The organism is Psychrobacter sp. DWR1-2-3, from assembly GCF_049896465.1.
GTDB classification, from domain to species: domain Bacteria; phylum Pseudomonadota; class Gammaproteobacteria; order Pseudomonadales; family Moraxellaceae; genus Psychrobacter; species Psychrobacter maritimus.
This window is the reverse complement of sequence record NZ_JAFCUJ010000003.1, coordinates 271241-296227: the sequence shown is the minus strand read 5'-3', so window position 1 is coordinate 296227 and position 24987 is coordinate 271241. Positions and strand designations below refer to the sequence as shown.

At 43.2% G+C, this 24987-nt stretch carries 21 protein-coding genes; 11 read left to right on the top strand and 10 right to left on the bottom strand.

The window, feature by feature from the left end; genetic code table 11:
• The first annotated feature begins 229 nt into the window (after positions 1–229).
• Complete coding sequence (locus ACP7AA_RS07600) at positions 230–2764, top strand: helix-hairpin-helix domain-containing protein (RefSeq protein ID WP_426223137.1); 2535 nt, start codon at positions 230–232, stop codon at positions 2762–2764.
• A gap of 514 nt (positions 2765–3278) precedes the next feature.
• Here the strand turns inward: ACP7AA_RS07600 and ACP7AA_RS07595 are convergent.
• Together ACP7AA_RS07595 and ACP7AA_RS07590 are read right to left on the bottom strand one after the other, a co-directional pair.
• A complete protein-coding gene (locus ACP7AA_RS07595) occupies positions 3279–3698 on the bottom strand; it encodes a hypothetical protein (RefSeq protein ID WP_426223136.1) in 420 nt (139 codons plus the stop codon).
• A 471-nt stretch (positions 3699–4169) separates the two neighbouring features.
• The gene (locus tag ACP7AA_RS07590) at positions 4170–5483 is read right to left on the bottom strand and encodes a saccharopine dehydrogenase family protein (RefSeq protein ID WP_426223135.1); all 1314 of its coding nucleotides are present in this window, start codon (positions 5481–5483) and stop codon (positions 4170–4172) included.
• Between the two features lie 445 nt (positions 5484–5928).
• Here ACP7AA_RS07590 and ACP7AA_RS07585 point away from each other — a divergent pair, with 445 nt between their 5' ends.
• Positions 5929–6084, top strand: coding sequence for a DUF1328 domain-containing protein (locus ACP7AA_RS07585; RefSeq protein ID WP_068407724.1), 156 nt, complete (start codon positions 5929–5931; stop codon positions 6082–6084).
• Between the two features lie 140 nt (positions 6085–6224).
• On the opposite strand, the gene ACP7AA_RS07580 is transcribed toward ACP7AA_RS07585, so the two are convergent.
• Positions 6225–6518 (bottom strand): 4a-hydroxytetrahydrobiopterin dehydratase, encoded by a 294-nt coding sequence (locus tag ACP7AA_RS07580; RefSeq protein WP_068407727.1) that lies wholly within the window; start codon positions 6516–6518, stop codon positions 6225–6227.
• A 295-nt stretch (positions 6519–6813) separates the two neighbouring features.
• On the bottom strand, positions 6814–7104 hold the full coding sequence (locus ACP7AA_RS07575) for a GNAT family N-acetyltransferase (protein ID WP_426223134.1): 291 nt from the start codon (positions 7102–7104) through the stop codon (positions 6814–6816).
• Between the two features lie 494 nt (positions 7105–7598).
• On the opposite strand from ACP7AA_RS07575, the gene ettA reads away from it, so the two are divergent.
• Positions 7599–9260 (top strand): energy-dependent translational throttle protein EttA, encoded by a 1662-nt coding sequence (ettA, locus tag ACP7AA_RS07570; protein ID WP_068407755.1) that lies wholly within the window; start codon positions 7599–7601, stop codon positions 9258–9260.
• 122 nt (positions 9261–9382) lie between these two features.
• Here the strand turns inward: ettA and plsB are convergent, their stop codons facing one another.
• Positions 9383–12259: a glycerol-3-phosphate 1-O-acyltransferase PlsB gene (gene plsB / locus ACP7AA_RS07565; RefSeq protein WP_426223133.1), complete on the bottom strand. Its 2877-nt coding sequence runs from the start codon at positions 12257–12259 to the stop codon at positions 9383–9385.
• A gap of 303 nt (positions 12260–12562) precedes the next feature.
• Between plsB and ybaK the strand changes: the two genes are divergently transcribed.
• Together ybaK and ACP7AA_RS07555 are read left to right on the top strand one after the other, a co-directional pair.
• On the top strand, positions 12563–13051 hold the full coding sequence (gene ybaK, locus ACP7AA_RS07560; protein ID WP_426223132.1) for a Cys-tRNA(Pro) deacylase: 489 nt from the start codon (positions 12563–12565) through the stop codon (positions 13049–13051).
• 39 nt (positions 13052–13090) lie between these two features.
• Positions 13091–13465, top strand: a complete 375-nt coding sequence (locus ACP7AA_RS07555; RefSeq protein ID WP_426223131.1) for a 5-carboxymethyl-2-hydroxymuconate Delta-isomerase — start codon at positions 13091–13093, stop codon at positions 13463–13465.
• A gap of 80 nt (positions 13466–13545) precedes the next feature.
• Here ACP7AA_RS07555 and ACP7AA_RS07550 read toward each other — a convergent pair whose 3' ends face one another.
• Positions 13546–14022, bottom strand: a complete 477-nt coding sequence (locus ACP7AA_RS07550; protein WP_426223130.1) for a hypothetical protein — start codon at positions 14020–14022, stop codon at positions 13546–13548.
• Between the two features lie 317 nt (positions 14023–14339).
• Entirely contained in the window at positions 14340–16160 is a 1821-nt protein-coding gene (locus ACP7AA_RS07545) for an acyl-CoA dehydrogenase C-terminal domain-containing protein (RefSeq protein WP_201629243.1), read from the bottom strand.
• Positions 16161–16596: 436 nt separating this feature from the next.
• Here ACP7AA_RS07545 and ACP7AA_RS07540 point away from each other — a divergent pair, with 436 nt between their 5' ends.
• Complete coding sequence (locus ACP7AA_RS07540; protein ID WP_426223129.1) at positions 16597–17724, top strand: FUSC family protein; 1128 nt, start codon at positions 16597–16599, stop codon at positions 17722–17724.
• Positions 17725–17843: 119 nt separating this feature from the next.
• Here ACP7AA_RS07540 and aroE read toward each other — a convergent pair whose 3' ends face one another.
• Entirely contained in the window at positions 17844–18704 is an 861-nt protein-coding gene (gene aroE, locus ACP7AA_RS07535; RefSeq protein ID WP_426223128.1) for a shikimate dehydrogenase, read from the bottom strand.
• 532 nt (positions 18705–19236) lie between these two features.
• Between aroE and ACP7AA_RS07530 the strand changes: the two genes are divergently transcribed.
• Positions 19237–19908: a hypothetical protein gene (locus ACP7AA_RS07530; RefSeq protein WP_201624469.1), complete on the top strand. Its 672-nt coding sequence runs from the start codon at positions 19237–19239 to the stop codon at positions 19906–19908.
• A gap of 15 nt (positions 19909–19923) precedes the next feature.
• Positions 19924–20913 (top strand): aminotransferase class IV, encoded by a 990-nt coding sequence (locus tag ACP7AA_RS07525; RefSeq protein WP_426223127.1) that lies wholly within the window; start codon positions 19924–19926, stop codon positions 20911–20913.
• Here ACP7AA_RS07525 and ACP7AA_RS07520 read toward each other — a convergent pair.
• Entirely contained in the window at positions 20910–21110 is a 201-nt protein-coding gene (locus tag ACP7AA_RS07520) for a DpnD/PcfM family protein (protein WP_426223126.1), read from the bottom strand. The genes ACP7AA_RS07525 and ACP7AA_RS07520 overlap by 4 nt on opposite strands.
• A gap of 178 nt (positions 21111–21288) precedes the next feature.
• Between ACP7AA_RS07520 and ACP7AA_RS07515 the strand changes: the two genes are divergently transcribed.
• Positions 21289–21855 carry a hypothetical protein gene (locus tag ACP7AA_RS07515; protein WP_426223125.1) on the top strand — a complete coding sequence of 189 codons (567 nt, stop codon included), beginning with the start codon at positions 21289–21291 and terminating at the stop codon, positions 21853–21855.
• Here the strand turns inward: ACP7AA_RS07515 and ACP7AA_RS07510 are convergent.
• On the bottom strand, positions 21847–22611 hold the full coding sequence (locus ACP7AA_RS07510) for a DpnI domain-containing protein (protein WP_426223124.1): 765 nt from the start codon (positions 22609–22611) through the stop codon (positions 21847–21849). The genes ACP7AA_RS07515 and ACP7AA_RS07510 overlap by 9 nt on opposite strands.
• Before the next feature lie 171 nt (positions 22612–22782).
• Between ACP7AA_RS07510 and mltG the strand changes: the two genes are divergently transcribed.
• Both mltG and tmk read left to right on the top strand, forming a co-directional pair.
• Complete coding sequence (mltG, locus tag ACP7AA_RS07505) at positions 22783–24081, top strand: endolytic transglycosylase MltG (protein WP_426223123.1); 1299 nt, start codon at positions 22783–22785, stop codon at positions 24079–24081.
• Between the two features lie 189 nt (positions 24082–24270).
• Positions 24271–24903 carry a dTMP kinase gene (gene tmk, locus ACP7AA_RS07500; protein WP_426223280.1) on the top strand — a complete coding sequence of 211 codons (633 nt, stop codon included), beginning with the start codon at positions 24271–24273 and terminating at the stop codon, positions 24901–24903.
• The last annotated feature ends 84 nt before the right edge of the window (positions 24904–24987 follow it).

The following is a 24987-nucleotide window of genomic DNA, read 5'->3' as shown; positions in this document are numbered from 1 at the left end:
TTAGCCATATTTGTGCCCTTGATACTTTAGTGTATAAGATTGCAGGCGCAATTGCATCACTGATACGGATAAATGCTGTATGCGTTTGTTTAACAAGGCGTTAGAAAGAACGATATCAGACGATTTTTGCCATAAAACAGGCGATAAATAACGAAAAGATAAAAAGGATTTTTATTCATGCAGCTTTTGCTATAATGCAAAACTACATTTCTCAACGATTGATACGTCTATGAGTAGCACTGATACCTTAACGCCATCTCAAACCTCGACAAATGCACAGGTTTTGGATGCAACCACACACGCGAATATTCACGACAAGCTTGCTCGCGCGCTTGGCATTAAGACTGCTCAAGTCAATGCGTTTGTCAAACTTTACGATGAAGGTGCGACCGTTCCGTTTATTGCCCGTTACCGTAAAGAAAAGACGCAGAATCTTGACGATGCGCAGCTGCGAGCTTTAGAGAAGTCGCTCAATTATGAGCGTGACATGGCAACCCGTCGCCTCAAAATTACCGAGCTGCTGAGCACGCAGGGTAATTTGACTGACGAGCTGCAGACGCGCATTGATAATGCGACGTCGAAACTTGAGCTTGAAGACATCTACTTGCCATACCGTCCACGTCGCCGTTCACCGGCTGCTAAAGCCCGTGCCGCCGGTCTTGATGTGGCCGCACAAGCGGTCTTAACGCAAGAGATTACGCCGACAGCAGCACTGGCCGACTATCAAGCACAATCTAGCATTACCGATGATAGCGGTAATGAGATTGAAGTCGACTTCAGCGATATCGACAAGCAATTGGCAGGCGTACAAGCCATCATCGTTGATGAATGGACGCAGGCGTTGGATTTACTCGATAATCTGCGCAGTGGCTTTGCTAAAACCGCCAGTATCGTCTCTGCTGTTGCTAGTGAAGAAAAACGTGAAGTTGGCGAAAAATTCAAAGACTACTTTGAGCATAGTGAAAGCTTGGCGCGTCTGCCAAATCATCGCCTATTAGCGATGCTGCGCGGTCGCCAAGAAAACGTTTTAGGTCTTAAAATCGAAGGCGAAGACGCTCCATTTATCGAAAAAATCGTCAAGCACTTTGAGATTGATGCCAAAGCGCCAGCAGAACGTCAAGAATTTTTAGTGGAGGCGGCGACCAGTTTATGGAAAGAAAAATGGCGTCCGCATATCGAGCATCGTTTATTGACAGAAAAACGTCTGACCGCTGAAGCCGATGCGATTGATGTATTTGCCAATAATTTACAGCATTTACTCATGTCAGCGCCTGCTGGCCGTAAAGTGATTTTAGGTGTTGATCCGGGTATCCGTCATGGCGTTAAAATGGCGATTGTCGATGCCCAAGGCCATGTCATGCTAGACATCGAAGACAAGCCTGTCGTCGCAACCGTTTATCCATTCGCCCCTGATAATAAGATGGATGAAGCCAAAAAAGTCATCGATGAATTATTAAGCACTTATAGTGTAGATTTGGTGGCTATCGGTAATGGTACGGCGAGCCGCGAAACAGACGCGATGATTAAAGAGATTCTGGCCGCCAACGCTGAGTTAAAAGCCAAAGCCGTTATCGTTAATGAATCAGGCGCATCAGTTTATTCGGCGAGTGAGCTTGCCAGTGACGAGCTTGCTAATTTAGATGTCTCTGTACGCGGTGCGGTTTCTATCGCTCGTCGCTTGCAAGATCCGCTATCAGAATTGGTTAAAGTTGATCCAAAAGCGATTGGCGTTGGTCAATATCAGCATGATGTCAATCAAACTCAATTAGCAGATAGCCTTGATAAAGTCACCCAAGACAGCGTAAACGCCGTTGGTGTTGATGTAAATACGGCAAGTCCTGCTATTTTGGCGCATATTGCTGGTTTGAATAAAAATGTCGCCCAGCAAATCGTCACCTATCGTAAAGAGCATGGCGCCTTTGATAGCCGTGAAGCATTAAAGAACGTCCCACGCTTAGGGGTAAAAACCTTTGAGCAAGCCGCAGGTTTCTTACGCGTCCATGGCGGTAGCAATCCACTTGATGCGACAGGCGTGCATCCAGAAAGCTATGCGCTGGTTGACAGCTTACTTGAGCAAACCGGTAAAACGTTGCCAGAAGTCATCGGTAACGATGGTGTGCTAAACAGCATCGATACCACTGCGCTTGCTGCTAACGATGACAATATCAGTGTTAAAGCCATCATTGAAGAGCTTGCCAAGCCTGCACGCGACCCACGTCCTGAGTTTAAAACGGCTAACTTCCGTGAAGACGTTAATAGTATTAAAGACTTGAGCGAAGGTATGCAGCTTGAAGGCGTTGTTACCAACGTCACAGCCTTTGGTTGCTTCGTCGATGTCGGTGTTCATCAAGATGGTCTGGTCCATATCTCACAGATGGCCAATGACTTCGTCGCTGACCCGATGAACCGCGTTAAGCCAGGCGATATCGTCTCGGTACGTGTGATTTCTATCGATGAAAAACGTGGCCGTATCGGCTTTAGCATGAAGCCTGAGTCTGAAAAACCAGTACGCCCAGCTGCGAAGTCGACTGCAGAAGGTACAGGTAATGACGATAAGGCTAGCCGTCCACGCAGCAATCGTCCAGCTAGTAACCGTCCAGCGGCTGATAAGCGTGTAACAAAACCGCGTGGCAATCGTCAAGATAAAGACAGCGCCAATAACCGCAGTAAAGCGCCTAGAGCTGAGAAAGCAGAAGCACCTAGTAAAATGGGTACGCTTGGGGCATTATTACAAGAAGCTGGCGTGACCAAAGCTAAAAAATAGTGTCTGTTTAACAAAAACTGCGTAGAAATCCCCTGCCTCTAAGGTAGTGTGATGAATACGTCTTGACAGCCTACCGCTTAGTTGATAAATTCTACTCTAGGACAGCATTTCAGACCTTTAGAGCAATCTAATAACATCAGCGTTAGTCTGTATCCGAATTGCTTGAAAACAGCAATAATTGTGAACCCTCGGTGCGAGGGGGATAGCTCGGTAAATTTGCCTAACCGCTATTGCAAAACACCGCAAATAAGTATCGGTATTACCCAAGAAACCCCTACATCTTTAGGTAGTGGGTAGTTCATAGTAATGACTGTTTATGGTTATAAGGGTTTTATTTAACGATAAACAACTAAAAAAGGCAGCCATCGATGGCTGCCTTTTTTATTGGGAATATATTGGAGGAGTCCCTTTAGGAGTGGTTTGGCTTGTTGATAATAGCCTTGTTGGTAATAGCTCAGTTAGCAATAAAGAACTTTAAGGTTTTATCTACTCATACAAGCGTTTGACCTATAATTTATAAATCTTCCGTTACTTCTACGTCTTCTTCTGTCTCTTCTTCTAATACAGCTTCTTCTTCTAGCATTTCATCTTGTGCTTGTGCTTGTGCTTGTGCTTGTGGCTGCAGCGCATCTTCTGGATTTTGCATAGCCGCTTGCTCAGCTTGTAGCTCAGTGGTCATCGGCTGTTGGCTAGCGCTATTGTTAACACTGACCTTTGATCTTGAGATAGTTTGAGTTTCGCTAATTTGAATTGGATTAGCTTGATTGGCTACTGACTTACTACTGGTGTTTTCGCTTGCAGTCTCAAGTGTGGTTGCAGCAACCGCCGTTTGCTTCTCTGCTGCTGCTTTATCAGCAGGTACTGCCATAGCCAAACTTGGGATAGTGAGTGCAGCGCCAATGAGTAGCGATAAAGATAAAGTACTTTTTTTCATGAATTAATTCCTTAATTTATAGTCTTATCATGTCAGTTTAAAGCATTTCAAACTTGACGCCTATTTTGTGTGCTGTATATAACAGCCAAATATCGAGATTTATTTAATATTTTGAATCTATATATTTAATATAACTAACATCTAATCTATAGGAAAAATAAAATCATGATAACCAGTAAGCGATTATCATGATCGATTTGGATAAAGAGTTTTATAAGCCAAATTAAAGCCGTTATAAAAATCTAGAGGGGAGAATACCAACTAAACAAGCGTTGATTCAGTAGTACATAAATTAAAAGTCTAACAGATGGATGTTTATAGGTGATTTTGTGCAACTACTGTATGGTTATTGTCAGATAAAAAATAAGCCGAAAAAGTATAGACAATAAAAAAACCGCCTCTTATTACTAAGAGGCGGTCAGTACTATATTAGTTAAAATCACATTACCTTGGTTTTAAGCATGAATGTTATTAAGCATCGACGACTTCAAAGCTAAGACCAGCGTGCGCTTCTAAACGCGTTAATAAGCTATCGCCCATGGCGGAGGCGGGCGTCCAAAAACCGCCACCAACCTCTTCTTTACTTATATCCTGTGCTAAGCATAATGCTGCTTGGGCCAACATGCGCGAGGTGCTGCCATAACCAGGATCTTTGTCACCGGTGACTTTAGTATTGATGCTATCTTTATCGGCGGTCTGGCCAAATAGACGAATATCAAAATAGCCATTTTCTTGCTCTTCTTTAGAAGGACCCGAGCCTGATTTAGGCAATACGTGCTTAGATAAAAGCTCGCGACTTGGCGTAATCATCATGGCAGTGGCAAAACCTAATAAGCCTGCACTCATCGCATAGCTTGATAGCTTACCTTTAAGGCCATCTTTCATCCACATTGCTTCGTCATACTTAAAGTCGCGACCATATTCATAGCCCAGCAGTTGGTTACTGCGATGCACGATGCGAGTATTGATACTTGCCATCACAAAGGGTGCCAGCCAGCGTTTATGCTCGTCATCGTATTCAGGTTTGCTGACATTGGCTTGGCGCACGTTTGGCGCATCTTTATCATCATTGAGTAAATAAGGATTTGCTACTTGCTTACGGCGGGATTTATCTTGGCCGACTTCTTCAAAGATAGTTGCCATCGAGGCAATTGTACCACCCGATAAACCACCTTTTGCTGCTTTGACGCGCATATGGATAACATCACAGGTGCTGCCAAATTTTTCTTCTGCTTGCTGCTGGGTAAAGTAAACGCCCAAGTCAGATGGGATAGAGTCAAAACCACATGAGTTGACAATACGCGCGCCACTTTGTTTTGCCGTATCCTGATACTTATCCATCATATCTTTGATAAAGATGGCTTCACCGGTCAGATCGACATAATCGGTACCGTTTTCCGCGCAAGACTTAACCAAAGGCTCGCCATATTTTAGGTAAGGGCCAACGGTTGAGATAATAACTTGGGTTTGCTTGGTCATTTTATCGAGGCTCGCCGCATCGTCACTATTCGCAATAATAATATCGACTTTGCTAGCAAGTTTAGATTGCAGCTCATTGAGTTTTTCTTTATCACGACCGGCTATCGCCCAAGTAACGTTTGCGCCATTTTTATCTCTAGCATTTGATAAAAATTCTGTTAGATAATGTGCTGTAATCTGTCCCACAAAGCTGGTTGCTCCATAAAGAACTACTGCATAAGGACGATTGTTACTAGGGTTTGCAGGCTCTTGATTTGTTGATGCTTGTTTTGATGCCACTGTTTCGTTTGAGTTTTCCGTATTCATAGTTATTTTCCTTATTAAATAGCGATTATTGTGAAATTGCTAAATAGCTGTTTCTATTCATTATGCAACTGACATTAGATATGTAATCTGCAGAGAGTAGCCGATTTAGGTTTATAGCAGATTTTGTCATAAAAATAAGCGAATTTAAGTAACTATTCACTATCTCTACACATAAGTCTTGAAAAGCCAAGTAAAAACTTAAAAATGGTAAGATTTGCTACAAAGTTTACATAACCTATCGACATTATTACCAAAATGAACGTTCTTTAGAGAAAATCATTGCTAATCTATATTCGTACGCAGTAATAAGTTGTATCAAAACAAAAAGAAGATTTTCAGGAAGAAAAGAGTGCAGTGGTAAAACGGTTGATAGATAGAAAGTTCATTAATAACCAAAACTGCTAGCTGTATATCTAGTTTCTAACCATAATTTGAGGAGAATATTATGTTTCGTTGGGCCATTATTTTTGCGGTAATCGCGTTGATTGCAAGTTTCCTAGGCTTTGGCGGTGTCGCTGGTCTATCGGCAAACTTTGCTTATATTCTACTAGCCATTGCTGTGATTCTATTCATTGTCGCATTTGTTAGTCGCCGTATGTAATAGAGAACAGTGACTGCTTAGGTCGTAATTTTCCATATTGGTAATAAGAAAAAGTCCTCGATTGAGGACTTTTTTTATGGCTAAAATTTGACTATTTTGACTATTTTGATTACTTTTGGTACCAAACGTCTTATGCGGTTCTAGAAAGTTTTAGGCTGGATAATATGTTCCATACGTTTTGCAAGGCGAATATCTAGGCTTGTGATACCACCCGTATCGTGCGTGGTCAGGCGGACATCAACAACGTTATAAGTATTACTCCATTCAGGGTGATGTTCGAGCGCTTCGGCATAAAAAGCGGCTTGATTCATAAAGCTCATCGCTTCAATAAAATCGCTGAAATGATAGCTTTTGACAATACTATTGCCGTCGCGCCGCCAGCCAGCCAGGTCTTCCAATTGTAAGTCGATTTGTTGGTTAGATAAACTACTCATGGTGATATCCTTTATTATTATTAGGGAGGGTTATCAGTTTGCGGGTTTTTATTTCATTTTATATATCTTCTCTTACCTAATGTTATGACACAAAGCACATAGGACAAAAAACCCACCTAATCCTGATTGTTTTTATTACATCATTGCAAGCAAAAATATAATAATTATCGTCAGATAAATAGGAGGGTAGTCGTACGTTTTAGCGCTTAAGTCAAGATAATGCTTTTATAGCATAATTACTACGATATAGTTACTACTATAAAGCTTTACCTATCATTGGCTTGTTTTCTTAAGCTTAAAGCAACCCTTTATATTCAGGGTGTTTATCAATATATGAGGCGACAAACGAGCACTGTGGCACCACTTTTTTATTATTATCCTGCGCGTACTTTAAAGCATGCTTAACCAATGCAGACCCAATACCGCGACCACCCAATTCTTGTGGCACGATGGTATGGTCGTATACGAGTTGATCGCCGCGCTCTTGATAGCTGATATAACCCGTATGACCGTCGATTGTCGTTTCAAAACGCTTAGCTTGCTCATTGTGTACGATATCTAGATTCTGTTTGTCGTTATTACTCATAGAAATTCTCCAATTATTGATATTTATAATTATTCCTAGCGGTTGATAAACTGGCTATTCTTGAATATTGATTATTTAAGTATTAATTATTAAATAACTGTCATATGCATGATCTGCTTAGTTTTAACCTTTTATTGCACTTATTGTGAGCTTTTTTAAATGAATTTTCTAGTCATTTACCGTAAGGCTAGATAGGACGAATGTTAATAGCCTTGCTTTAGCTCAAACATTGCGACAAGAGTTTGTAAGGGAGGATTTTGTATAAAGGTTTTGGCAGAGAAGGCGGATAAAATAGGCAACTCGCAATAAAAAGTCTGCAAAAAAAGTTAAAAGGCATATAAAGACAGGTAAAACAGTCCGTTAGCTTGCAGGGGTTGCGCCACAATGCGATAATGGTAAACAATTTATAACCCTGATTTTTGAGGCGCAGTCCATTTGGCATGATTGCTAAGTCTGGTTTGCACGTCTCGTCTATGCAGTCTATCGGAGTGTTAATGGCTCAATATATCTACACGATGAACAACGTGTCAAAACTTGTTCCACCTAAGCGCGAGATTTTAAAAAACATCAACCTGTCGTTTTTCCCTGGCGCCAAAATCGGTGTTTTAGGTATTAACGGTTCAGGTAAATCAACTTTGCTACGTATCATGGCGGGCGTGGATAAAGACTTTAGCGGCGAAGCACGCGCGCAAGCAGGTACGAAGGTTGGTTATCTACCGCAAGAACCACAGCTTGATGATAGCAAAGACGTCCGTGGCAACGTCGAAGATGGTATGCGTGAAGCTTTAGATGCGCTGTCACGCCTTGATGCCATTTATGCCGAATATGCTGAACCTGATGCCGACTTTGATAAGCTTGCCGAAGAACAAGGCAAGATGGAAGACATCATCCAAGCATGGGATGCGCATAACTTAAATACCCAACTAGAAAAAGCCGCTGATGCTTTGCGTCTACCGCCATGGGATGCTGACGTTAGCAAACTATCAGGTGGTGAAAAACGCCGTGTGGCACTTTGCCGTCTGCTGTTATCACGTCCTGATATGCTGTTACTAGACGAACCGACCAACCATTTGGACGCTGAATCGGTTGCTTGGCTTGAGCAGTTCTTGCAAAACTACAGCGGTACCATCGTCGCCATTACCCATGACCGTTATTTCTTGGATAATGTCGCTCAGTGGATTTTGGAGCTTGACCGTGGCCATGGCTATCCGTACGAAGGCAACTACACTGAATGGCTCGAGCAAAAGAACACCCGTTTAGAACAGCAAAATAAACAAGAAGAATCGTTTGCGAAAGCGCTGAAAAAAGAGCTTGAGTGGATTCGTAAAAACCAAAAAGGTCAACAGGCTAAGTCTAAATCTCGCGTGCAGCGTTTTGAGGAATTGAACTCAAAAGAGTTCCAGCAGCGTAATGAGACCTCTGAGATTTATATTCCACCAGGCCCTCGTTTGGGTAATAAAGTCATCGAAGTCAACGATATTTCTAAATCGTTTGGCGATCGTCTGCTGTATGAAAACCTCAGCTTTAATGTGCCAGCGGGCGCTATCGTCGGTATTATCGGTCCAAACGGTGCGGGTAAAACCACGCTATTTAACATGATTACCGAACGTGATACGCCAGATACCGGCTCAGTCGATTTGGGTGAAAGTGTCAAAGTCGCTTACGTCGGACAGGTACGTGATAACTTAGATGACAAAAAGACTGTCTGGGAAGAAGTCTCTGACGGCCTTGATATCATCAAAGTAGGCGACTATGAAACCCCAAGCCGCGCTTATATTGGCCGCTTCAACTTTAAAGGTTCAGACCAACAAAAGCACGTCGGTCAATTATCAGGTGGTGAGCGTAACCGCTTACAATTAGCAAAAACGCTAAAACAGGGCGCTAACGTCTTGCTCCTTGATGAACCATCAAACGATTTGGATATCGAAACCTTACGTGCGCTAGAGGATGCTATTCAAGTATTCCCAGGTACGGTGATGGTGGTGTCGCATGATCGCTGGTTCCTTGACCGTATAGCGACCCATATCTTGGCATTCGAAGATGAAGGCCCAGTTTGGTTCGATGGTAACTATTCTGAGTTTGAAACTTATCGTAAAAAGACCATGGGTGATGACGCCAGTCCGAAGCGTATGAAGTATAAAAAGATTTCTACCTAGAATCTTTGCTAAAAACTGTGTTTGTCATAAGTATTTTTGGACAATAATTTAGATATAAAAAAAGACCTCTAATCCATTAGAGGTCTTTTTTTTCTAAATGATTGAGTGTTGCGAGATATAACTTAACGCTTACGACCAAATTTACGCTGCTTCTTATTACTAATCTCAGTAATGGCGTGGGCAATCTCTTCTTCATTGAGGCTAGCTACTTGCTGTAAAATTTGCATCATATCAGGACTGAGTACATATTTTGCATGATGGGCAATAAGGTCGATACGCTGATCAAAGGTTAAGATGCCCGTTTCTTCGTCTTTCTGCAAGTAGTCAAGACGAGTCAAGGCACTGATAAAGCTGGTAAATAAAGCACGGTCAAAGAAATCAGGAATATCATCGGCATACAATACCGACAAACGCTGTCCAAGCAGATGACAGAGGTCAACGACTTCATTTTCGGTCAGATTGCCTGAGCCTTGCTGGGCAAGTAGAGCAAGGGTCATAAAGTAACGCTCAAGGCTTTGTTCAACAGGCGTCGCCAGCACTTGTAGCTGCTGATAGCATTTACTATTTGTCTCAGGGACGCTCAGCATGCCATCGCTCAATTCTACAATCAGGCCATTTGCCAGCAAGCTATCGACTTTTTTATTGAGCGTTTCTGTCAGGCCGTGGGCTGGATAGTATAGGAACAGCTCGCTTTGAAGGAACGGATATAATTGTTCGGCAATGCTATTTAGACGACTGCGTTCGATGCGACCATTACGTGCTACTAAGGCCGATAGGAATGATAATAAAATAAAGACATGCAGGATATTGTTACGGAAATAGCTGAGCAGAGCAGCTTGCTTACCGGCAATCTGAATAATATCACCCAAGATATGCGGTCTACGCTCGATTAGCTTTAGCTTAATCCCATAATCAATAATTTGCTGCGGCGACATATCGGTGATGACGGTATCAGCTGAGTAAGGTAGCTGCTGAGCCAGACCTTGATATAGGGCAATTTGCTCACGGCAAATATCTTCATCAAGCGCCGATTTCGGTGCGGATAATAGTACCAACGATAATAGGGATACAGGAGTAATGACTGCCGCTTTATTGATATGCTGCATGACTTTGACGCCGATATTATCGACCATGGCGCTGGCTTTATCATCAAGCGGGGTATCGGTGCGATCGGCAGGCAGGCTATTGGCTGGTACGTCAAATTTTTGCATAAAGTCGCTAAGATGCAGCGGTGTGCCAAAACTTAGATGCACATTGCCAAAGATACGCTCAATCTTACGCCCAACTTTGAGTAAGCCTATTAATGATTCAGACTCTTTTGGTTTGCCTTTTAGCTCACCGACATAGGTGCCGCCTTCCATGATGCGCTCGTAACCAATATAAGTCGGTATAAATACCACTGGTTTCTCAGAGTGACGTAATTGACTATGGACAGTCATCGCCAGCATACCCATTTTTGGCGGTAATAGACGTCCTGAACGCGAGCGTCCGCCCTCGATAAAGTATTCAATCGGCGTGTTACGGGTAATCAGCGTGTGCATATATTCACGGAGTACCGCGGTATAAAGCGCATTGCCACGGAAGCTACGACGAATATAAAAGGCAACCGCGCCGCGCAATAACGGCCCTAATACTGGCACATCTAAATTGTCACCAGCAGCAACATAAGGAATACTCAGGCCGCGCTTATAGATGACATAAGACAGCAGCAGGTAGTCGACATGGCTACGGTGACAAGGTACATAAACCAGCTCGTAATCTGCTGCCAGCTCGCGTACACGCTCAAAATGATGTACTTCGACGCCATCATAAAGTTGCGTCCATAGCCAAGTAAGGAACTTATAAAAACCGCGCACGATAGAGTGCGAATAGTCATTGACCATCTCATTGGCATAGCCTTTTGCCAAGGCACGGGCTTCACGGACGCTGATACCAGAAGCCTCTGCTTCGGCTTCTATGGCGTTTTTAATAGCTGGCGAATATACCAACTTGTCGACCAAGTTACGTCTGTCTGACAAATCAGGGCCAAGCATACTGGCACGCTGTTTGTCTAAATAAATATTAAGCTGTTGTTGCAATGAGCGCACCAGTTCACGGTTGCCATCGGCTGCGGCAACCATGGCATAGCTTGGCGCTTCGTCGACTTCATTTGTGATACTGTTGCTATTCTTTACAGCACTGTTATTTAGAATATTAGCTGTTAATTCGCTATCTTCTAAAGCACCTTCTGTTAATAAAGTGTCTTTTAATAAACGGTCTTCTAATAAAGTATCTTGTGCAAGACTGTCTTTTAAATCACTGGCTACTGAATCAAAGACAGAAAATCCTACGCCATCGCCTTTAAGGCTATCATTGATAAGGGTACGCAAATCTTGCGGTGGATGGAATTGAACAAAGGTATCGCGTCCCATCACGCCGATATTAAATAACTGCTTGGTGATACTGGGGTCTTGCCAGTTATCGGCAGTCAAAAGCTTAAATAATGAGTCTTCTTTTTCTGGCGCGCGTCCCCACAGGATGGAGACTGGTACCAAACGCACCTTTAATTCTGGATATTGTAAAACGGCGGAAACCAAGCGCGATAGGCGAGGTGACAGTTGGCTGTCTTTGGCATGCGGATGATGTAAAAATATAATCGCCGCGTTTTCTTTAATGTCGTGAGCAATATCTTGTACCCCGACTAACGCTGGTGGCAGATTATGCTCTTGTGTTTGCAGGTCAATCAAAATACTGTTGGAGCGCGAATAGTCTTGCAGCACATAAAATCTGAGAATGTTGTCGTCGTCATCAAACTCAGGTAATTCGCCCAATAGCTTTGGCTTGACGGCAACATCAAGCATCTGCCCCGAGAGCTTACGATATAGCTGATTAATCGGGGCATTAGAATAAGGCTTTGGTACGACTGGGCGGATATCGCTGTCTAAGTCTTTAGTGGTTGCCGTGTCGCCAGTCGTTACGGGCGCTTTAAAAATCCGTTTTTTTAAGAACTTCGGTATCATAATGAGTATCAAAATTAGTCAAATGTGTTGCGCTTATGATGCCATAAAAGCCATCAAAGCGATATATGGTGTCTGTATATACTGTTAATATTAACAATATCACCAGAGAATATATCAGCTAAGATGGCTATTAAGAGGCACAATTACTTGAAGTCATAGGTGGAAATATCAGCCATTTCGCGCAATACTATATCTGCTAAACTAGCGATAAGATTAAGCCAGAATTAAAATGAAATCGTACATTGTTGTTTAAATATTTTTAAAATTTATTCTCTACCCTTTCTTTATCGAAGCTAAAATATTATGACGCCTGCTATCAAACTTGCCAAACAACGTAACCTTGATTATAAATTACACGAATATACTCACGACAGTAATGCTGCGTCTTTTGGTTTGGAAGCTGCTGAAAAACTGGCCATTGCTGCCGAGCGTGTGTTTAAAACCTTGGTGGTCACAACCGATACTGGCATTCTGGCGGTGGCTATTTTATCCGTGGATAAAACTTTAAATTTCAAAAAAATGGCCAAGGCGCTATCTGCTCATAAAATGCTGCCCTGCAAAAAAGTGCAAATGGCCGACCCCAAGCAAGTCGAACGAACTACCGGCTATGTGCTCGGCGGTGTCAGTCCTTTAGGTCAAAAAAAGCGCTTAGCGACTCTCATACATGCCTCGGCGCAAGAGCAAAGTAGTATCTATGTCAGTGGCGGTCGCCGAGGTTTGGAGATTGAACTGCCGCCTGAGCAATTGGCAAACACCCTTGCGGCGCGCTTTGCAGATATTGTTGACGATTAGTGTTTAACAAGTTTTGCTACTTTTTTAAGGATTTTACCAATGCCGCATTTAACCATTCAAGTAACGCCAAATGTCACGATTGCTCATGAAGCGTCATTTCTTAAAGCATTAAATCAAGCATTATGGGACAGTGGGCATTTTGCTAAGCCCGCTGATATCAAAGCGCGTATCGTACCGATTGAGACGTTTTTGGTTGGTGTCGCAGACGATGAGCAAGTTAATGGCTTTGTTTATGCGTATCTAAAGATAATAAACGGTCGTGACGAGGTCATACGTCATCAGCTCGCCGAGTTATTAACGGCTGCTATAGAAGAGGCATTAGATGACGAGCAATCAGGGCGCGTAGGCATACAAATCTGTGTCGAGGTGGAAGAAATCAGCGCGATTTATCATAAGAAAATGCTTGATGACTAATGGGTGCTTATGAGTGCTTACGAGTATTTACCGCGCGCTTTTTTTTCCGTCGCTAGTATGTCGCTATTATTTTGATAAACTTATAAAGACTCGCATAAGGATTCACTGGCATATTTAGGTAATATCATTACTTCAACCTTATAACCTGCCGTTTTACCATGAGTGGCCATTAAATTACGGGCGATACGTAAGCGATATTCTCCAGTTGCGGGTAAGCAACCTTGATAAATGATACCGCCTTTGGTGCCATCTTGTGTACCGTTTGGCATATGCAATACGCCGACATTGGCCGTCTCAGGCGTGCCAGCAAGTGGCGCAATATTAATAATGGCATATTGCCCACTGTTGGCATCAAAGCGATACCAGCGTTCGTTTTCATTGGGTTTTAATTTACCAGTCACCGTACTACTAATAGCGCCTTTCGCAAAATGAATAGGGGTGTCGCTACTTTTAGCCAGTGCACTATTTGCGCTAACGCCTATTAACGTCGCACTAAGCAACAGTGTTTTTATCACTCGTGCGCTTAATAAAATAGTTTTGTTATTAATGGCAAACATCATCGTCTCCTAATTAAGTTTATTCGCTGTAATCTATTCGATGTAAAACCGAAGCAAAGTGCTGATGGGATAAGTTTTTTGTAGCCTCTGTCACGCTTGCGAACAGCAAGCAAGAAAAATTTATCCCAACAGCACGAGGATATTAACGTATTGACTGTATTTTGAATTGACTGTATTTCTAGCTTTAGTATTTCCAGTTTTAGGATATTCTGACTTTCAGTTAAGCATAAAAAAGCGCCTAAATAATAGGCGCTTTTCTTATCAATTATTAACCAATTAATCAGTCAATTAATGCGTTTGCAATCTTAGTCATAATTTTAATCTAAGAAAGCAAAGTTCTCAATCTTCATCGCTGTCATGCTATCGCTTGGTGCGACCATGGCTTCAGCGTGACCTGAAGTACGTGGCAACAGTTTATCGAAATAGAATTCAGCGGTTTGGATTTTGGCTTTATAGAATTCTGGAGATTCAGTGCCGCCATTTTTAAGCTTGTCATAAGCAACAGCCGCCATACGCGCCCAGTGATAACCCATCATTACATAGCCTGAGTACATCAAGAAATCGTCTGAAGCCGCTGAGATGATTTCACGGTCTTTACGTGCCATCAGCATCAAGCGTACCGTCAAAGTATTCCACTCAGCACATAGTTTGGTCAGTGCCCAAACGAATTTACGCATGTCTTTATCAAGCGCGTACTCGCCACACCATTTCATGATGCTTGAGGTGTAATCACGGATGATTTTACCTTTAGACTGTAAGATAACCTTACGACCTAATAAATCAAGCGCTTGAACGCCAGTGGTACCTTCGTACATAGTCGCAATACGAGCATCACGAGCGATAAGCTCCATGCCCCATTCTTTGATATAGCCGTGACCACCGTAGATTTGCTGACCGTGTTTTGCCGCTTCGATACCTAGCTCAGTTAAGAAGCCTTTTAGGATAGGCGTATAGAAGCCTAGTTTATCATCCCATTTTTCAAACTCAGCATCATCACCGTTGGCAACGCCTTGCGACATTTTATCGGCATAGCGCGCTGAGTGATAAATCATCGAGCGACCACCTTCAGCAAAGGCTTTTTGGGTCAATAGCATACGACGTACGTCGGCATGATGAATGATCGCATCAGCAACTTTTTCAGGGTCTTTGGTACCTGATAAGGTACGCATAGAACGACGGTCTTTCGCATATGGTAGGGCGTTTTGGAAAGACAGCTCAGTGTGCGCTAGACCTTGGATACCAGTACCGATACGGGCGGTATTCATAAAGGTAAACATGGCTTTTAGGCCTTTGTTTGGCTCACCGATTAAGTAACCAACCGCGTCATCAAAGTTTAAGACACAGGTTGATGATGAGTTGATACCCATTTTGTGTTCAATAGAACCACAAGCTACGCCGTTACGCTCGCCTGATTCGCCTTCAGCAGTTGGTAAGAATTTTGGTACGATAAATAGTGAGATACCACGCGTGCCTTCTGGCGCATTTGGTAGACGGGCTAAAACGATATGGACGATGTTATCGGTTAAGTCATGCTCACCGCTTGAGATGAAAATCTTAGTACCGCTAATTTTATAAGTACCGTCATCTTGCGGGATAGCTTTTGATTTAACTTGTCCCAAATCGGTACCACACTGTGGCTCAGTCAAACACATGGTACCGGCCCAAGTGCCTTCGACCAATTTAGGTAAGTAAGTCGCTTTTTGCTCGTCCGTACCATACTGTAGTAAAGTATTGATACAACCCGTTGATAGACCAGGATACATCGCCCATGGCCAGTTAGCCGTACCAATCATCTCAGCTTTAATAAGGTTGATTGACATCGGTAAGTTCATACCGCCGTACTCTTCAGGGTACGAGATACCTTGCCAGCCGCCTTCAACGAACTGATCATAAGCTTCTTTAAAGCCTTTTGGCGTGGTCACTACACCATTTTCGAAATGACAGCCTTCTGCATCTGCTGGCTGATAAAGTGGTGCAAGGACGTTTTCGGCAAAATCAGCCATGCCCTGCAAAATCATATCGACCGTTTCAGGGTCAGCGTTTTCGCCATTGTCCAAATCTTTATAATGCGTTTGGAAGTCGAAAACATCATTTATCAAAAACTTGATATCACGCAAAGGTGCTTTGTAAGTTAACATAGTCGCTCTCTTTGGTTATTCGCTATCATAGACGGTCAGCTCAATATGTGAGCCACGGCTTATGTAAACGGTTGTTCAATTATTTGGGGTAAAGGTTGACAAGATTATAGATTGTCATGCAGTTTTATTAAGAACAGCTTATCCATTTAGAGAACCGTTAAGGCGTCCTTGATAAAAATTAGCTGTTGTGGCATTGATGTCAGTATAAATCTTCTATAGCGACAAATATACAACTAATAACTAATATTCATTATTAGATAATAAAAACAAAACATTTGGTTATAAATATAGAATATTGTTTTGAATGAGCCTTTTTATTTTGAACTGTCTATAACTCGCATAATGTGGTTTAAAGATAGATGATAGTGGCAAAAATATTTAAGAATATGATTTACATGAAAGAATAAGATGAATGATGAATAAAGGAAAGCCAATTATGAGCGCATCAAAGCGCAAGGTAACGCCAGCATTTTGGCTAACAGCACTATTTGCGCGCCTAAAAAGTCTCATCGACGGTGAGCTCAATCACTTGCTCACCGTCAACCGCAGCAAGCGACCTTGGCATATGCCAATTATTGCCGCGATTGCGATTAGCTTCCCGGTGTTTGCGGGTGCTTACTTTGACGCCTTACCGTCCGGTATCAAAGCGTCTTTGGGGGCGATGGTTATTTTGAACGTCCCCTTAGTCGGTAAGCTGCCGTATCGCTTGGTGACGGTGATGGCGTGGGGCTTTGCCATGTCGCTGTGTTTTGCCCTCGGTTTGATAGGGCAGCAGATTCCAATATTAAAATTGCCGATATTTACCTTGATGGCTTTTGGTATCGTGATTTTTGGGCGTTATTATCGCCAGCCGCCGCCGGCAGGATTGTTCGTGATGATGGCGGGTGCGATTGCGTTATTTATACCGCTGCCTTTAGAAGACATTATGCCCGCCACGGGACTGGTGATGCTCGGTAGTGGTTTTGCCTTAGTGATGTCGCTGCTATATTCGCTGTTTTTATTAGCGACGCGTCCGGCGACCCCAACGCCCACTTATCGTTATGAACCCGATACCATTACTGAAAGTATCATTGTCGCCGGTTTTGTCAGCTTAGCGTTACTTATCGCCACCACGCTACAATTATCTAATCCGTATTGGGCGGCGGTTAGCTGCTTTTTGATTGTCCAAGGTATCCATTTGCGTACCATGTGGATTAAGCAAATTCATCGCTTGCTTGGCACTTTATTAGGCGTGGGGCTGGCAGGTTGGATGCTCTCATGGGGCTTGTCGATATGGGGCGTGGCGCTGGCGATATTGGGCTTGATGCTCTGTATCGAAACCTTGGTCGACCGCCATTATGGCTTAGCCGTGATATTTATTACGCCGCTGACGATATTTATTGCTGAATACGGCAGTGGTTTACCCTTTACGGAGCAAGCCTATCAAGAAGTCATTTTGGCACGTTTGTTTGATACTATTATTGGTTGCTTGGTCGGCCTAAGCGGCGGGGTAGTGATACATTCTACCAATTTACGGGTGCCAATGCGCCGAATGGAAAATTGGTTACTGGCTCGTTTTGGATAAAGGAACGCTTTTTAAATGAGAATATAGATAATTAAAAAGCCGTATGCGCAAGATGCATACGGCTTTTTTAATCGTTACTTTAATGCTTTTGTTAATTTCCATGCTATTGAGGCTGTCAATTAATGGGCTTGTAAAATTTCAGTGACTTTTACCACATCAATCACCTGTCCCGTCCAACGCTCAAAACTTAACGCCGCTTGCCCGATAAGCATGCCATAACCATCAGATGTTTGTGCGCCGCGCTCGGCAAAATGCTGCAAAAACGGCAACGCGCGGCCATACATCATATCGTAAGCATAATGGCCGCTGAGCTTATCGTTAAGCGGCAGCGTATCTCCTGATAAACCAATCGAGGTGGCATTGATGATGATATCAAACGTGCCGCTTAACCCATCGGTGCTACAGGTTTTAATCTGCTGCTTAGCAATCGTCTCACTTGCTGCGCTCAGCTCGTTGACGAGTGTAGTTGCTTTGCTTAATGTGCGATTGGCAAGGGTTAGCTCGGCGATACCCGCTTCAATCAATGGCAGTATCACCCCACGTGCCGCGCCGCCTGCACCGATAATTGCCACGCGTGCACCCTTTAACGGCCAGCCTAAGCTTGTGATGTGATTGACCAAACCTTGACCATCGGTATTATCACCATATATTGCCTCGGCTATCGGCGCGCCACTTTTTAACAGCGCTTTATTGAGCAGTAATGTATTGACTGCGCCAGCGACCTTGGCGTGCTCAGACAAGCCGCCACGCGCCACGCAGCAATCATAAGCAACTTGTTTAAATGGTACAGTCACATTGGCACCAACGCCGCCACCTTGAAAAAACGCCTCAATCACCGCCGTAAAACTCGCCGCATCATCAGGACAATACTGACGTTGATAGCTAATCTCGATACCTGCCTGCGCTGCAAATTGCGTATGGATTTCAGGGGATTTACTGTGGGCAATCGGATTGCCGATAACGATAAAATGCTGGGTCATAAAAGGTCCGCTGGCTAGAAGAGGCAAAATAGTGAAAGAGGCAAAACAGTGGCAAAATTAACAGGCGATAATTTATAAAAATAGATAACCCATTTATCATAAGGGATAACGCTATCTTTCACAAACGTGTGCTGCGCCAATAAATCGTGAAATAAAGAGTGTTTTTACCTCGTGAGGTCTTTAACAAATCTGTACTCTGTGGGAGTGCTATCCGTAACGTAAAGGGTGGTCAAGTGTTAAGCAGTTGGGTAAACTAGGGAGCATTAAGATTTCAGGCTGCCCTAGTTCTTATGAACAAGTCATGATAAAAAAGCCATTGTGAACAAGCCAATGAATTGTAGAAGTGTAAAAGCAAGATAAGAAAATATAAGAATATGATAAAAACCCAGTTGCTAAAAAAGCGCGTATCAACAGGTTAATAATAAAACGTATCACGATACAATCTTAACAGACATTGTTCATTATCAGCGGCATCGCTGCCCGCTCGTTAATACCATTTTCAGACCTTTATAAAAGTGTGAGTAAATTGCCCATGTGGAATAATAGCCTACAGACCCTTATGGTCAGTACGATAATGGCAGTTGGCGTGTCTTTGAGCGCCTGTGATAGCAACAAAGAGAGCGTCACAATTGAAGACGCCAGCGCCGAGAAGAGCGAGCAGACCGTCGCTGAGACGACTAAAGAAGAGAACACCACCGCGCATGCTGATTTAGATGGCGCAACCGCCCAACAAGGTACGCCAGTAAAATATGATGTCGCCTCATGGGGCACGGGCAAAGTAAAAACCCTCAACGTTGACGAGCTGAGCGAGATAAAATCAGCATTTGGTAAAGTGGTTAGCACCGATGAAAACAGCTTAGATTATGCTAGTAATCCGGCGTCCAAATATCGCTTTATGAAGGCCGATGCGCCGTATTTAGACCTGATTGATTCTGAAAAATATCTCGAGCTTGGCTGGTATTTTGCCAATCCAACAGACTCCGATAATGAAAAAAAGCTTAGTAAAAACCATGCCAAAAAGTCTTATCAGCTGGCGCGCCAATTGATGGGTGATGAAGGCGGTAAGCTGGTCGCTGATATGCTCAACGGTCAAATCGTCAAAAATAAAGTCATTGGCGGTCAAAAAGTAGAGTTGGCAAAATGCGAGTTTTATAGCTGTATGCTGGTGATTAATAAATCCGCTGCTCAAACCGCTGATAAATAAGCGGGGCTAGCCTTGATGTCGCCCAATAGCTGGATATGCTTACATCCATCAAACGCTACGACAGATGCTGCAAAGCTCGCCATGTCATTAGACAATCGCGGGCTGGCATATGGCGATGGTTTTTTTACCACTATGGGCGTCATTGATGGACAGATATTGTGGTTGGACTATCATCAACAGCGCCTAGTCTCCCATGCGATTGCCTTACAACTGCAGCTGGACAGCGACGCATTATTAACAATATTAAAAATGCATGCCAAGCAATTACAGCAAGGTATGCTAAAACTGATTGTGACGCGCGCTGCCCAAGAAGTTCGCGGTTATGGTTATACGCCAAGTAAATCCGGCAGTGCTTGCCAGGTTTGGCTAAAATCCTCGCCAATGAGTATTGCTACTGTGCAATCGCTGTCTCTGCCTGATGGAAAACTAATTCCATTACAACCTACCGCCACCGCCATTTGCTTATCTTCTCAAATTGCTTGCCTACCGCCACCGCTAGCTGGATTAAAAAGCTTAAATCGTTTGGATAATGTGCTGGCAAGCGGCGAGCTGCACGCTATCAAAGCCAAAGCATTGGAAGATAATATCAAACCAAGCATCGGTGAAGGTCTGCTACGCGATATGAGCGGACACTGGGTTGAGGGAACGATGAGCAATGTGTTCTATCAGCTATCCGATTCACGCTTGCTAGAATCACCATCATCAAAGACAAGCGCTACCGTTAATGCTAATAAAAATAATGGTCAGAAACCCAACGCAAACTATTTAACCCAAGGCCAATGGTATACGCCGTCGATGGCGCAATCGGGCGTCGCTGGGGTCATGCGGCAAGTTATTATCAATGGGTTATCGAATAGCAAAAACCCCGTTATCATTAGGTCGTTACAAGATGAGGATTTGCCCCATTTAAGCCAGCTGTTCTTTTGCAATGCGCTACGCGGTATTATGCCAATGACCAGTCTGAGGTTATTATCGGGTGAAGTGGTGGGTTTTGAAGCGATTTAATCGTATTTAAAAATATTAAATTTGGTATCAATTAAGTCATCAGGATATAAAACAACCTCTTCATTGCGATACAGTTCTTGCGCTTTTAATAGTGCTTCTTGCTCGTTCTCTGCGCTAATTTCCACGAGGTTACTTAGCGTCTCGACAATCTCTATCTGAAAGACTTTCTCTACTGTCTTATCGCTTTTTATCACCATTATTCTCAATACATGCTTATCAAAATTTCTTGGGGATTTATATCCGCTAGCTTAGCAAAGGCGCTTAAAAAGAAGTGATCGTCTTTTGTGACAAAGACTTTTGCACTCAGGCAAATCGATCAATGATATTTTCTCAATCATAAAGGTTCAATAGCGCCTTTTAAAAGGAGGAATATCGATGCATCCAATTTATGAAGAAAGCAGAATTCCAATACAAATTCGTCGCTTGATGGTTTTTGATGAAATTTGCAAATTAGCAAAAGAACAACCTGATGAAATTATTCATTTATCGCCTTATACCCAATTATCGCTCGGCGTTATGTATTTAAAAGACTTTAAGAAATTTATTGCCTTTGGCGGTGTGTTTGAGTATGCAGAAACACAAGAAGAAGTTATCGAACAACGTATTAAAGTCTTTCCTAATGATGAACCAGTAAGGCGTGCGTTAACGGTCAATTTAAAGCAGTTTACTAAGCCTGCTCGCACATCCTTGCAGCTAGTATGGCATTGGAATAACTATGTTAAAAATAGAATGCACGCTTATGTAGATTATCGAGAAGAGCACTTTTTTAAAATCAATGATGAAATTGATTGGGAGTATCCGCCGCATAAGTTTCATGACCGTTTAGTTGCAACGGCACGTTTACCATTATGGGACGATAGGGATGAGTTGATAGCTGATGTCTATCGCGATAAGAAAGGGCAACCGAGAGCTGAGCGTTATAATGAAAAGCGTTTAATATAATTTGCGATAGTGCCCACGACCGGTAAATTCAATAATGCCTTTATCGCGTAATACTTGTAATTGCTGACGGATTTTATCTTTAATATGGTTGTTTTCAGGATGTTTGAGTTTTAATAAGTCGGCAAACGCATAAACCTGATTGAGAAAAAAATTAGCATCCAGTTTATCGATACACTGCCAAATATCTAACGTCCAACCGCGTGTCTGCTGTGATTGCTGACGCAGAAACAAAGTTTTTTGAAATTGCTCGGTGACATCATCGCGTGGTATGACTTGCTGGTCTTTGACCAAAAACACTTTTCCCGATTCAGGTACTTTACGCAAATCAATATTACAGCCAACCCAGCCGGCACGTTTGGCAGTGATGGATAAAGGCTTGCGTTTTATAATCATGTCCGGCTTAAAGAACTGTTTGGGAATGATTAAAAAGTTATTCACGCTCAATGCTTGAGAATACGTTAAAAAGAAAAAGTTTGGATTGTTGTCACTGTTGATACGTTCAATCATGGTGTCATAAGCGCCATCATTAATAATCTGACTTAATTTTGCCTTTTTACTTTTTAGCTCATATTCCTCGCTGCAATGTCTGCAATAAAAATCAGCAACAGGCTTGCCGTTCGTAAATTCAGCCAATGGTTCGGCATTACAATTAGGGCAATAACTTTGTTTAGCGACCCAATCTTCACTAAGCACTCTAATGATTTGGCTTGGTGACTTATAGTTTTTGGCAAGACTTTGATTGAAATTTAGATTCATAATAAGTTTTCGTGACCAATGGGCAAGCGAGGAAATAACAATAAAAGAGGATGAATATTAAGCCATCGCTCTCAAGCCAAATAGTAAGTTAATCGATAAGCTAAGCAAATACCATTGAAAATCACCCAGTTCAGTGCTAAATTCTAGCAAACTTCTGCCTCGCGAGTTGCCATGAGCAAGCCAACCCCTGAAATACCGCCTGAACGTCCTGATGAGCCACCAATAAATGACCATGATGGCACAGCTGATCAGCCTGTCGATACCACAGCGTTGGACAAAAAACCCGTCATTGACGACGTTGCCGCAGAGGAAATACCGGCGACGGATATCTCGCTCATTAGCGGTGATAATAAACCGCGCCACTATAAAGCCGATAATCCGTCGTTTTTTATGCAGCGCGGCTATCAGGTATTACTGGTGCTTGGGCTGATTGCAGCGTTTTTTTTGGTGATGGTTTATCAGACGCTGTTTGGACGCATTGAGCAGCCGCAGCAGATGGTGACGATTGAGGCGGGTCAGACGTATTATGGGCTACTGCCGCAGTGGCAACAGCAGATACCGCTGTTTTCTGCCAGCGTGGCTAAGCTGTATATCAAATCACAAGTCGATGGTCCACTGCATGCTGGCATTTATCAATTACCAGAAAACCCGACCTTTGCTGAAACGCTGCACGTGCTTGGGCAAGGGGTAAAGGCGGCGATGGTAAAAGTACAAATCATCGAAGGTAAAACCTCAAAAGATTTATATCAGGCGCTACGTGATAATAAAGGCATCAAAAAAGAAGTGCTGATTGATGAGAGTGGTAATAATAGAGACAATGCCGGTATTGCGCAGGCCTTGGATTTGGTCGGCATCTTGCCAGATTCGGTGGTCAATAGTAATGACCCTATCGTCAATCACAATCTTGAAGGTTGGTTTGCCCCTGATACTTATTATTATGGTGAAGGGAGCACGGATAAGCAGGTACTGACCGATTTGTATAAGCGTCAGCAGCAAGCATTAACCAAGGCGTGGGAGAATCGTGCCCCTAACTTACCTTATAACAGTCCATACGAAGCGCTAGTGATGGCGTCGATTATTGAAAAAGAAACCAGTGTGGCAGAAGAGCGTCCTTTGGTATCGGCGGTATTTAATAATCGTTTGAATAAAAGTATGCGCTTGCAGACCGATCCGACCATTATTTATGGTATGGGTAGCCGTTATGAAGGCAATATTCGCCGCAAAGACATCGATGAAAAGACGGCTTATAATACCTATCAAATCGATGGTTTACCGCCTACGCCAATTGCGCTGCCATCTGCTGCCTCTATCGAAGCAACCTTGCATCCTGCCGATAGCGCAGCGTTATATTTTGTGGCAACCGGTAACGGCGGGCACAAATTTACCAATAGCTTAAATGAGCATAACCAAGCGGTCAGAGGCTATCTGAGCGTCATGCGTCAAAAGAAAGCACAAACGCCGCCACCGTAATTTAATCGTCTATATTTCCAAAAACCTATCGTGTACTGAGCGTTATGTCGTTATATAGCTATTTATATAACTGCATAACGCTCATCAATGACATAAGGTCATATCATGTCAGCATTGCCAGAAGAAAAATCATCGCAAATAAACGCGTCTAACCATTCTATTAATCCAGCGTCTACTAATACAGCGTCCATTCAAGGGCGCTTTATTAGCTTTGAAGGTACTGAAGGCGTTGGCAAGACCACCGCTATCGAGCAGCTTTGCAATCGACTACAAGCAAAGGGCATCGACTATCTGCGTACCCGCGAGCCGGGCGGTAGTCCGTTTGCTGAGCAATTACGTGCTATTTTATTAGACCCTGATACCACGATTAATGATGATACCGAGCTGTTACTCATGTTTGCCGCGCGCTGTGACCATTTGCAGCAAGTTATTTTACCAGCACTACAACGTGGTACTTGGGTGATATGTGATCGCTTTACCGATTCGACCATTGCCTACCAAGGTTTTGGGCGTGCGCATGGTGATAGTGCTGTACGCGCTAAAATTGAGTCGCTTATCCGCCAGTTTGTCGTACAGTTACCAGAGCTAACTTTATGGTTAGACTTACCAGTATTAGAAGGGATGGCGCGCGCCAATAAACGTAGCGCCGCTGACCGTTTTGAGCAGCAGGCGACGGAGTTTTTTACTAGAGTGCATCAAGGTTTTAGCGTCCTTGCCAGCGAACAGCCTGAGCGTATCCAGCGTATTGATGCGTCAGGTAGCGCCGAGGAAGTCAGTCAACGTATCTGGCAAACCGTTCAGGAAAAATTTGCGCTAAGCTAACGCTGTTTTAAAGCTAGCAGATTAATACTATTTAGCATTACTATTTTTACCCTACAGCAATTAAGCAAAAAGCCCCAACTCAGC

What these genes read in the sequence shown, in the direction of transcription:
- ACP7AA_RS07600 (WP_426223137.1), top strand. Translation starts at nt 230, where the DNA reads ATGAGTAGCACTGATACCTTAACGCCATCTCAAACCTCGACAAATGCA.
- ACP7AA_RS07595 (WP_426223136.1), bottom strand. Translation starts at nt 3,698, where the DNA reads ATGAAAAAAAGTACTTTATCTTTATCGCTACTCATTGGCGCTGCACTC.
- ACP7AA_RS07590 (WP_426223135.1), bottom strand. Translation starts at nt 5,483, where the DNA reads ATGAATACGGAAAACTCAAACGAAACAGTGGCATCAAAACAAGCATCA.
- ACP7AA_RS07585 (WP_068407724.1), top strand. Translation starts at nt 5,929, where the DNA reads ATGTTTCGTTGGGCCATTATTTTTGCGGTAATCGCGTTGATTGCAAGT.
- ACP7AA_RS07580 (WP_068407727.1), bottom strand. Translation starts at nt 6,518, where the DNA reads ATGAGTAGTTTATCTAACCAACAAATCGACTTACAATTGGAAGACCTG.
- ACP7AA_RS07575 (WP_426223134.1), bottom strand. Translation starts at nt 7,104, where the DNA reads ATGAGTAATAACGACAAACAGAATCTAGATATCGTACACAATGAGCAA.
- ettA (WP_068407755.1), top strand. Translation starts at nt 7,599, where the DNA reads ATGGCTCAATATATCTACACGATGAACAACGTGTCAAAACTTGTTCCA.
- plsB (WP_426223133.1), bottom strand. Translation starts at nt 12,259, where the DNA reads ATGATACCGAAGTTCTTAAAAAAACGGATTTTTAAAGCGCCCGTAACG.
- ybaK (WP_426223132.1), top strand. Translation starts at nt 12,563, where the DNA reads ATGACGCCTGCTATCAAACTTGCCAAACAACGTAACCTTGATTATAAA.
- ACP7AA_RS07555 (WP_426223131.1), top strand. Translation starts at nt 13,091, where the DNA reads ATGCCGCATTTAACCATTCAAGTAACGCCAAATGTCACGATTGCTCAT.
- ACP7AA_RS07550 (WP_426223130.1), bottom strand. Translation starts at nt 14,022, where the DNA reads ATGTTTGCCATTAATAACAAAACTATTTTATTAAGCGCACGAGTGATA.
- ACP7AA_RS07545 (WP_201629243.1), bottom strand. Translation starts at nt 16,160, where the DNA reads ATGTTAACTTACAAAGCACCTTTGCGTGATATCAAGTTTTTGATAAAT.
- ACP7AA_RS07540 (WP_426223129.1), top strand. Translation starts at nt 16,597, where the DNA reads ATGAGCGCATCAAAGCGCAAGGTAACGCCAGCATTTTGGCTAACAGCA.
- aroE (WP_426223128.1), bottom strand. Translation starts at nt 18,704, where the DNA reads ATGACCCAGCATTTTATCGTTATCGGCAATCCGATTGCCCACAGTAAA.
- ACP7AA_RS07530 (WP_201624469.1), top strand. Translation starts at nt 19,237, where the DNA reads ATGTGGAATAATAGCCTACAGACCCTTATGGTCAGTACGATAATGGCA.
- ACP7AA_RS07525 (WP_426223127.1), top strand. Translation starts at nt 19,924, where the DNA reads ATGTCGCCCAATAGCTGGATATGCTTACATCCATCAAACGCTACGACA.
- ACP7AA_RS07520 (WP_426223126.1), bottom strand. Translation starts at nt 21,110, where the DNA reads ATGGTGATAAAAAGCGATAAGACAGTAGAGAAAGTCTTTCAGATAGAG.
- ACP7AA_RS07515 (WP_426223125.1), top strand. Translation starts at nt 21,289, where the DNA reads ATGCATCCAATTTATGAAGAAAGCAGAATTCCAATACAAATTCGTCGC.
- ACP7AA_RS07510 (WP_426223124.1), bottom strand. Translation starts at nt 22,611, where the DNA reads ATGAATCTAAATTTCAATCAAAGTCTTGCCAAAAACTATAAGTCACCA.
- mltG (WP_426223123.1), top strand. Translation starts at nt 22,783, where the DNA reads ATGAGCAAGCCAACCCCTGAAATACCGCCTGAACGTCCTGATGAGCCA.